We start from the raw sequence: 9273 nt of genomic DNA, 5'->3' as shown, positions 1-9273 counted from the left end.
GGCCGGTCCGCGGGACCGGTGGGGGTGGCCGGAACCGTCGTGCGGTGGAGCGGTCGCCTGCGAACCGGTACCACTCCGAAGAGAACATGAGTAGCGTTCATGTTGATTCTGGCGCGGAAGGCTGTCAAGGGTCCGGTAAGGGCGCTGAACCGCCTGCCCCGCCGGGCCGTCATAGGGACATGCGTAGGATCACGATCCCGCTCGCGGCGGGAACCCTGCTTCTGTCCATGGGGTGCGGCGCCGAGACGGTGACCGGCTCCGGATCCCCAGCCTCCCCCGCCGGCTCCGCGGCGACCGACTCCGTCCCCTCCCAGCCGGTGGCGGCCACCGTCGCCCCCAAGGTCGAGCCCACTCGCGGCCCCAGACCGGTCAAGCCGACGGGCGACGCCGACGACCCCCGCCGGGTCCCCTGGCTGAAGGCCCGGCCGTACAAGAACAGCCGGACGCTGCGGGTCGTCTGGTGGTCCGGGGTGGAGCCCTGCAACGTGCTCGACCGGGTGACCGTGAAGGAGACCTCCAAGCGGGTGACCGTCACCCTGTGGGAGGGCCCGAGCAGCAAGGCGCAGAACGTCGCCTGCATCGAGATCGCCATCCAGAAGTCGACCACGGTCAAGCTCCGGAAGCCCCTGGGCAAGCGCAAGGTCGTCGACGGCGCCCGCACCCGCTGAACGTCCGGCCGGGGAGGGCTCCGCGCACCTCTCCCGCCTCCCCTCGCCGGTCCGGCACGACGGCGGCCGGCGGCGGCACCGGTCTCGTCATGACCGCGACCCGGCCGCCCGCGCCGCCGCGCCGCCGCGGCTCAGCGGTGTCGCAGGGGCTCCGCGGAGTACCGGCCGGCCGGTCTCCCGGCCCCCTGGGTCACGATCCGCAGGCCGTACTCGATCGGGCCGTGCCGGTGGGACCGCATCCACCAGGAGCTCAGCCCGAGCAGGACCACGTAGATCACGACGGCCACGCCCGTCACCGCCGGGGGCGAGAGCCGCCCGGCCAGGCCGAGGCCGTAGCCGGTGAAGACCAGGGCGATCAGCACGGACTGGCCGATGTAGTTGGAGGCGGCCATCCGGCCTGCCGGGCCGAGGACGCCGGTGACGGCGGGGAATCGTCGCAGTACCCGCAGCAGGGTGGCGGCGAAGGCCGCCGCCAGGAAGGGCGAGGTCACCGTGTTGACGGCCAGGCCGTACAGGGCGACCTCGTCGGAGCGGCCGGAGGTCCAGGCGTAGAAGAGCATGCCGGGCAGGCCCACCAGGAAGCCGATTCCCTGGGCGCGCGCCGTCAGGCGCCGCCGGAGTTCCGGTCGTTCCAGCAGCCCGACCCTGCCCGCCGCCAGCCCGAACAGGAACATCGCCAATGCGACCGGGCCCTGGAACCCCCACACGAACAGGGCGGACGGCAAGTAGGTCTCGGCCTGGAAGGTGAGGAAACCGAGCGGGCCCTCGGTCACCAGTCGGAGGGCGCGCGCTCCGGCGGCGGGGTCGGCGGCGGTCATCGGGCCGGCCGGGACGAGGGTGGAGAGCCAGCCCAAGCCCGCCCAGAACACGCCGACGAGGCCGACGAGGCAGGAGCCGATGACGACGGCGGTCCGCGGCCTGATGCCGCGCATCGGCAGCAGGATCACGCCGAGGACGGCGTACAGCGTGAGGATGTCGCCGAACCACAGGAAGAACCCGTGCAGCACCCCGAGCGTGAACAGGCCTAGGCAGCGGCGGAGCATCCGGCGCCGGACTCGGTCCTCGCCCCATGAGCGCATCTGCAGGGTGAAGGAGTAGCCGAACAGGAACGCGAAGATCACATAGAACTTGCCGAGGACCAGGGCGTTCACCGCGAAGGCGACCGGATCCTCGGTCGGGGGCGGGGTGCCGATCGCCACGTGGGCGGGATCGGACAGGTAGGCGATGGTGCCGAGCAGGATGCCCAGGAGCGCGAAGGCGCGGATGGCGTCGATCTCCCGGATGCGTGTCGTTTCCATGCGATTATATCTAATAGAGATATCTGTCAGATACAAGAGGGATCGGCGACGGGATGCGGAGGGCGGGAACGCCAGTCCGGCCCCGACCGTCAGGAAGAGAGGAATCACCTGGTTTTTCCCGGGTACCCGGGAATGCCACCGCACTCTTGTAGGTTGAGCCACATAGACTCAAGTCGTTTGACAAACGCGATGCGTTGCCCGACTATGAGTCAGACCGACTCAACTTTGACTACAAGGACGTACTCATGGCACGTGCGGTAGGTATCGACCTGGGGACGACCAACTCCGTCGTCTCGATCCTCGAGGGCGGCGAGCCGACCGTCATCGCCAACGCGCAGGGGTCGCGGACCACGCCGTCCGTGGTCGCGTTCGCGAAGAACGGCGAGGTCCTGGTGGGTGAGGTCGCCAAGCGGCAGGCCGTCACCAACGTGGACCGGACGATCCGCTCGGTCAAGCGCGAGATGGGCACCGACTGGTCCCAGGAGATCGACGGCAAGAAGTTCTCCCCGCAGCAGATCAGCGCCTTCGTCCTGCAGAAGCTCAAGCAGGACGCCGAGGCCTACCTGGGCGAGAAGATCACCGACGCGGTGATCACCGTCCCGGCGTACTTCAACGACGCCCAGCGGCAGGCCACCAAGGAGGCCGGCACCATCGCGGGCCTCAACGTCCTGCGCATCATCAACGAGCCGACGGCCGCGGCGCTCGCCTACGGCCTCGACAAGGACAAGGACCACACGATCCTGGTCTTCGACCTCGGCGGCGGCACCTTCGACGTGTCCCTGCTCGACGTCGGCCAGGAGGACGGCCACGGCTTCGTCGAGGTCAAGGCCACCAGCGGCGACAACCACCTCGGCGGCGACGACTGGGACCAGCGCGTCGTCGACGAGCTCGTCAGCCGGTTCAAGAACGGCCACGGCGTCGACCTGTCCAAGGACAAGATGGCCCTGCAGCGCCTGCGCGAGGCGGCGGAGAAGGCCAAGATCGAGCTGTCCAGCCAGTCCGAGACCAACATCAACCTGCCTTACATCACGGCCTCCGCCGAGGGCCCGCTCCACCTGGACGAGAAGCTCACCCGCGCCGAGTTCCAGCGGCTCACCGCCGACCTGCTCGAGCGCTGCAAGAACCCGTTCCACCAGGTGATCAAGGACGCCGGGATCAAGGTCTCCGACATCGCCCACGTCGTGCTCGTCGGCGGCTCGACCCGCATGCCCGCCGTCACCGAGCTCGTCAAGGAGCTGACCGGCGGCCAGGAGCCCAACAAGGGCGTGAACCCGGACGAGGTCGTCGCCATCGGCGCCGCCCTGCAGGCGGGCGTACTCAAGGGCGAGGTCAAGGACGTCCTGCTGCTCGACGTGACCCCGCTCTCGCTGGGCATCGAGACCAAGGGCGGCATCTTCACCAAGATCATCGAGCGCAACACCACGATCCCGACCAAGCGCTCGGAGGTCTTCACCACGGCCGAGGACAACCAGCCGTCGGTTCAGATCCAGGTCTACCAGGGCGAGCGTGAGATCGCGGCCTACAACAAGAAGCTGGCCACCTTCGAGCTGACCGGCATCGCCCCGGCGCCGCGCGGCATCCCGCAGATCGAGGTCACCTTCGACATCGACGCCAACGGCATCGTCAACGTCTCCGCCAAGGACCTGGGCACCGGCAAGGAGCAGACGATGACGATCACCGGCGGCTCCGCGCTGCCGAAGGACGACATCGAGCGCATGATGCGCGAGGCCGAGTCCTACGCCGAGGAGGACAAGCGCCGCCGCGAGGAGGCCGAGACCCGCAACAACGCCGACTCCCTCGTCTACCAGACGGAGAAGTTCCTCAGCGACAACGCCGACAAGGTCCCGGACGACATCAAGTCCGAGGTCAACGAGGCCCTCTCCGACCTGAAGAAGACGCTGGAGGGCACCGACACGGCCGCCATCCGCACCGCCGCGGAGAAGCTCGCCACGGTCAGCCAGAAGATGGGCTCGGCGATCTACGCCCAGGCTCAGGGCTCCGAGGCCCCGGCCGGCGCCCCGGGCGCCGAGGGCGCGACCGGCGAGCAGAAGGCCGACGACGACGTGGTCGAGGCCGAGATCGTGGACGACGAGCCGAAGCGCGAGAACGACGCCAAGTGACGGCGGCGAGCCGAGGGGAGCACGACCGTGAACACGCGTGAGAACGGTTCCGGGGAGGAGCCGGTGATCCGCGACAACCGGAAGATCGACCCGGAGACCGGACAGCCGCGCGAGACCGACGGGGACCGGTCCGGCAAGGCCGAGCAGGCCGAGCCGACCGCCCCGTCCGGGCAGGCCGGCTCCGGACCCGACCTGGCCTCGGCCGAGCTGGCCGTCCAGCTCGCCGAGCGCACGGCGGACCTCCAGCGACTCCAGGCGGAATACTCCAACTACCGCAAGCGGGTCGAGCGGGACCGGATCGCGGTCAAGGAGCAGGCGGTGGCCGGCGCGCTGACCGAGCTGCTCCCGGTCCTCGACGACATCGGCCGGGCCCGCGACCACGGGGAGCTCACCGGCGGTTTCGCGAAGGTGGCCGAGTCGCTGGAGGCGTCCCTGGCGAAGCTGGGGCTCGACTCCTTCGGCGCCAAGGGCGACCCCTTCGACCCGATGGTGCACGAGGCGCTGATGCACAGCTACTCGCCCGACGTCACCGAGCCGACCTGCGTGGAGATCCTGCAGTCCGGTTACCGGATCGGCGAGCGCGTGCTGCGCCCCGCGCGCGTCGCGGTCGCCGAGCCGGGCGAATCCGACGCGACCGAATAACCGATCCACCCGTATCTGGAGAAGGAAGACAGATGAGCACCAAGGACTACCTGGAGAAGGACTACTACGCCGTCCTTGGTGTGCCCAAGTCCGCCACCGCCGAAGAGATCAAGAAGGCGTACCGGAAGCTGGCCAGGCAGTACCACCCGGACGCCAACCCTGGGGACTCCGGAACCTCGGAGAGCACAGCGAAGTTCAAGGAGGTCTCGGAGGCCTACGACGTCCTGTCCGACGCCAAGCGCCGCAAGGAGTACGACGAGGCGCGCGCGCTGTTCGGATCGGGTCTCGGCGGCTACGCGGGGGCGGGAGGGGCCACCCGCGGGGGCGGGTTCCCCTTCGACCTGGGCGACCTGTTCGGCGGCACCGCCCAGCAGCCGGGCGCCGGAGAGCGCATCGGCGACATCTTCGGCGGCCTGTTCAACCGGGGCGGCGCCACCCGCCCGGGCGGGACGACCACCAGGGCTCGCCGCGGCCAGGACATCGAGTCGGAGGTCACGCTCTCCTTCACCGAGGCGGTGGAGGGCACCACGGTGTCGCTCCGGCTCACCAGTTCCTCCTCCTGCACGGCGTGCGCCGGCACCGGCGCCAAGGCCGGGACCACCCCGAGGGTCTGCCCGACCTGCGAGGGCACCGGCGCGGCCAGCCGCAACCTGGGCAACTTCGCCTTCTCCGAGCCGTGCCGCGACTGCAAGGGCCGCGGTCTGCTGGTCGACGACCCGTGCCCGGTGTGCGAGGGGAGCGGGCGGGGCAAGAGCACCCGCACCATCCAGGCGCGCATCCCGGCAGGGGTCGGCGACGGCCAGCGCATCAAGCTCAAGGGCAAGGGCGCCCCCGGCGAGAACGGCGGCCCCGCCGGTGACCTGTACGTCCAGATCCACGTCAAGCCGCACGCGGTCTTCGGGCGCTCCGGCGAGAACCTGACGATCACCGTGCCGGTCACCTTCACCGAGGCGGCCCTCGGCGCCGAGATCAAGGTGCCGATCCTCAAGGGCATGCCGGTCACCCTCCGCATCCCCCCGGGCACCCCGAACGGCCGCACCTTCCGGGTGCGCGGCCGGGGTGTGACCCGTAAGGACGGCACCAAGGGCGACCTGCTCGCCACGGTCGAGGTCCTGGTGCCGCAGAAGCTGGACGACAAGGCGCGCGGCGTCCTGGAGGAGTTCCGCGACGCCGTCGCCGCAGGCGACCCGCGCGCCGAGCTGATCCAACAGGCCAGAAGCGAGTAGCCCATGGAAGCCAACTACTTCGATCTGTCGGATGACACTCCCGTCTATGTGATCTCGGTCGCCGCCCAGCTGTCCGGGCTGCACCCGCAGACCCTGCGGCAGTACGACCGCCTCGGCCTGGTCAGTCCGGGCCGTACGGCGGGCCGGGGGCGGCTCTACTCCACCCGCGACATCATGATGCTCCGCGAGGTCCAGCGGCTCTCCCAGGAGGAGGGCATCAACCTCGCGGGCATCAAGCGGATCCTCACCCTCGAGAACGAGGCCATGCGCCTGCGCGACGAGAACCACCGCCTGCGCGCCGAGATGGCGACGATCCGCGCCCTGATCCAGTACCAGCTGCCACCCGCCTGACGACAGCCGCACCACCTGCCCCGGGGGACTTCCCGCGCGGGGGCTCCGCTGTCCGCCGAGAGAACGCGCAGCCCTCCGCAGCCGAACGAAGTGAGGCATAGCCATGGACTACAAGCTCACGCAGAAGAGCCAGGAGGCGGTCTCCTCCGCCATCCGGCGCGCCGCCGCCGAGGGCAACCCCGAGGTCGCCCCGGTCCACCTGTTCACCTCGCTGCTCGCCCAGACCGGCGGCACCGCCGTACCCCTGCTGGAGGCCGTCGGCGCCGACTGGAAGAGGCTGCGCACCGAGGCCGAGACGCAGCTGGCGGCCCTGCCGAAGGCGCAGGGCTCGACGGTCGGCGCCCCGTCCAGCTCCCGGCAGCTGCTCGCCGTGCTGCACACCGCGGCCGAGCGGGCCCGCCGCCTGGAGGACGAGTACGTCTCGACCGAGCACCTGCTGGTCGGCCTGGCCACCGACGGCGGCCCGATGGCCGAGCTGCTGAGGTCGAACGGGGCCTCCCCGGACGCGCTGCTGGAGGCCTTCGAGAAGGTGCGCGGGCACGCCAAGGTGACCAGCGCGACCCCCGAGGACACCTATCAGGCGCTGGAGAAGTACGGCGTCGACCTGACCGAGCGGGCCCGGGCGGGCAAGCTGGACCCGGTGATCGGCCGGGACACGGAGATCCGCCGGGTCGTGCAGGTGCTCAGCCGCCGCACCAAGAACAACCCCGTGCTCATCGGCGAGCCCGGCGTGGGCAAGACCGCCGTCGTGGAGGGCCTGGCCCAGCGGATCGTCGCCGGCGACGTGCCCTCCAGTCTCCGGGACAAGCGCCTGATCGCGCTGGACCTGAGCGCGATGGTCGCGGGCGCCAAGTTCCGCGGCGAGTTCGAGGAGCGGCTCAAGGCCGTGCTCAACGAGATCAAGCAGAGCGAGGGGCAGGTCGTCACCTTCATCGACGAGCTGCACACCATGGTCGGCGCGGGCGCCGGCGAGGGTGCCATGGACGCGGGCAACATGCTCAAGCCCATGCTGGCCCGCGGCGAGCTGCGGATGATCGGCGCGACCACGCTCGACGAGTACCGCGAGCGCATCGAGAAGGACCCCGCGCTGGAGCGCCGCTTCCAGCAGGTCTACGTGGGCGAGCCCTCGGTCACCGACACCATCGCGATCCTGCGCGGCCTCAAGGGCCGCTACGAGGCCCACCACCAGGTGCAGATCTCCGACGGCGCGCTGGTGGCCGCCGCCGCGCTCTCCGACCGCTACATCACCTCCCGGTTCCTGCCGGACAAGGCGATCGACCTCATCGACGAGGCCGCGTCCCGGCTACGCATGGAGATCGACTCCCGTCCCGTGGAGATCGACCAGCTCCAGCGGAACGTCGACCGGATGATGATGGAGGAGCTCGCGCTGGCCAAGGAGACCGACGAGAGCAGCCGGCAGCGGCTGGAGCGGCTGCGCGCCGAGCTCGCCGACCGCAAGGAGGAGCTCAACGGCCTGGTGGCCCGCTGGGAGCGGGAGAAGGCCGGGCTCAACCGGGTCGGCGACCTGAAGAAGCAGCTCGACGAGGCCCGCGGCGCCGCCGAGCGCGCCCAGCGCGACGGCGACTTCGAGGCCGCCTCCCGGCTGATGTACGGCGAGGTGCCCCGGCTGGAGGCCGAACTCGCCGAGGCCAGCACCGCCGCCCAGCCGGAGCACGCCATGGTCAAGGAGGAGGTCGGCCCCGACGACATCGCCGAGGTCATCGCCTCGTGGACCGGCATCCCCGCGGGCCGCCTGCTGGAGGGCGAGACCGCCAAGCTGCTGCGCATGGAGGAGGAGATCGGCGCCCGGCTGATCGGCCAGCGCGACGCCGTCCGGGCCGTCTCCGACGCCGTCCGGCGCGCCGCGCGGGCATCGCCGACCCCGACCGGCCGACCGGCGGCTTCCTGTTCCTCGGCCCCACCGGCGTCGGCAAGACCGAGCTGGCCAAGGCGCTGGCGGACTTCCTGTTCGACGACGAGCGGGCCATGGTCCGCATCGACATGAGCGAGTACTCCGAGAAGCACAGCGTCGCCCGCCTCGTCGGCGCCCCGCCCGGCTACGTGGGCTACGAGGAGGGCGGCCAGCTCACCGAGGCCGTGCGGCGCAGGCCGTACACCGTGGTGCTGCTGGACGAGGTCGAGAAGGCCCACCCGGAGGTCTTCGACATCCTGCTCCAGGTCCTCGACGACGGGCGGCTCACCGACGGGCAGGGCCGCACGGTCGACTTCCGCAACACGATCCTGATCCTCACCTCCAACCTCGGCTCGCAGTTCCTGGTCGATCCGAAGCTGGAGAACGGCGCCAAGCGCGAGGCCGTGATGAACACGGTCCGGAGCAGGTTCAAGCCGGAGTTCCTGAACCGGCTCGACGACGTGATCCTGTTCGACGCGCTCGGCAGCGAGGAGCTGAGCAGGATCGTCGACCTGCAGGTGGCGCACCTCGCCAGGCGGCTGGCCGACCGGCGGCTCACGCTCACCGTCTGCCCCGCCGCCCGTGACTGGCTGGCCCTGACCGGCTACGACCCCATGTACGGCGCGCGCCCGCTGCGCCGGCTGGTCCAGTCGGCCATCGGCGACCCGCTGGCCCGCAAGGTGCTCTCCGGCGAGGTCCAGGACGGCGACGAGGTGCTCGTGGACCTCGACGCCGACCGCGACTCCCTCACCGTCGGCGTGGCGGTCCCGGAGCCCTCCTGACCGGGTAAGGGATTGGTCGGCATTCGGTCAAGCCCGCTTCCCGGAAGATCTCCGGTGGGTACGTTCGGCATTCGTCGGGCCACGGAGCACGTCGCCGGGCACGGAGCACGAACGGGAGCCGCAGGGGGGCGGGCGTGTCGAACGCATCACGGAACGCTCGGGGGATCCTGGCCGTGGTGCTCACGGCGGCCTGCACGGGGTGGACCGCGGCGGCCCCGGCACCGGCCTCCGCCGCCCCCTGCGAGGAACGGCGCGCGGCGGGATCCCGGGGGGA

5 protein-coding genes and 2 pseudogenes are annotated in these 9273 nt (G+C 70.7%); 6 read left to right on the top strand and 1 reads right to left on the bottom strand.

What is annotated here, in order from left to right; translation table 11 throughout:
• Positions 1-179: 179 nt before the first annotated feature.
• Complete coding sequence (locus tag ACWJ6R_RS23045) at positions 180-668, top strand: hypothetical protein (RefSeq protein ID WP_449064221.1); 489 nt, start codon at positions 180-182, stop codon at positions 666-668.
• A 131-nt stretch (positions 669-799) separates the two neighbouring features.
• Here ACWJ6R_RS23045 and ACWJ6R_RS23040 read toward each other — a convergent pair whose 3' ends face one another.
• Complete coding sequence (locus tag ACWJ6R_RS23040) at positions 800-1966, bottom strand: DUF418 domain-containing protein (RefSeq protein ID WP_449064220.1); 1167 nt, start codon at positions 1964-1966, stop codon at positions 800-802.
• A gap of 245 nt (positions 1967-2211) precedes the next feature.
• Between ACWJ6R_RS23040 and dnaK the strand changes: the two genes are divergently transcribed.
• The 5 genes and pseudogenes from dnaK to clpB all read left to right on the top strand — a co-directional run bounded on the left by dnaK (position 2212) and on the right by clpB (position 8999).
• Positions 2212-4086, top strand: coding sequence for a molecular chaperone DnaK (gene dnaK / locus ACWJ6R_RS23035; RefSeq protein ID WP_449064219.1), 1875 nt, complete (start codon positions 2212-2214; stop codon positions 4084-4086).
• A 27-nt stretch (positions 4087-4113) separates the two neighbouring features.
• A complete protein-coding gene (grpE, locus tag ACWJ6R_RS23030) occupies positions 4114-4728 on the top strand; it encodes a nucleotide exchange factor GrpE (RefSeq protein ID WP_449064218.1) in 615 nt (204 codons plus the stop codon).
• A 32-nt stretch (positions 4729-4760) separates the two neighbouring features.
• On the top strand, positions 4761-5954 hold the full coding sequence (gene dnaJ, locus ACWJ6R_RS23025; protein WP_449064217.1) for a molecular chaperone DnaJ: 1194 nt from the start codon (positions 4761-4763) through the stop codon (positions 5952-5954).
• Positions 5955-5957: 3 nt separating this feature from the next.
• A pseudogene (locus ACWJ6R_RS23020) lies at positions 5958-6210 on the top strand (heat shock protein transcriptional repressor HspR); the annotation flags it as partial.
• Positions 6211-6408: 198 nt separating this feature from the next.
• Positions 6409-8999, top strand: a pseudogene (clpB, locus tag ACWJ6R_RS23015) (ATP-dependent chaperone ClpB).
• Positions 9000-9273: the final 274 nt, after the last annotated feature.

The sequence above is a fragment of the Planomonospora algeriensis genome, assembly GCF_977012225.1.
This window is presented reverse-complemented; position numbering and strand designations above follow the sequence as displayed.

Excerpts from the sequence above, each read along its gene's own strand:
- dnaK (WP_449064219.1), top strand. The coding sequence starts at position 2,212 with ATGGCACGTGCGGTAGGTATCGACCTGGGGACGACCAACTCCGTCGTC.
- ACWJ6R_RS23040 (WP_449064220.1), bottom strand. The coding sequence starts at position 1,966 with ATGGAAACGACACGCATCCGGGAGATCGACGCCATCCGCGCCTTCGCG.
- ACWJ6R_RS23045 (WP_449064221.1), top strand. The coding sequence starts at position 180 with ATGCGTAGGATCACGATCCCGCTCGCGGCGGGAACCCTGCTTCTGTCC.
- dnaJ (WP_449064217.1), top strand. The coding sequence starts at position 4,761 with ATGAGCACCAAGGACTACCTGGAGAAGGACTACTACGCCGTCCTTGGT.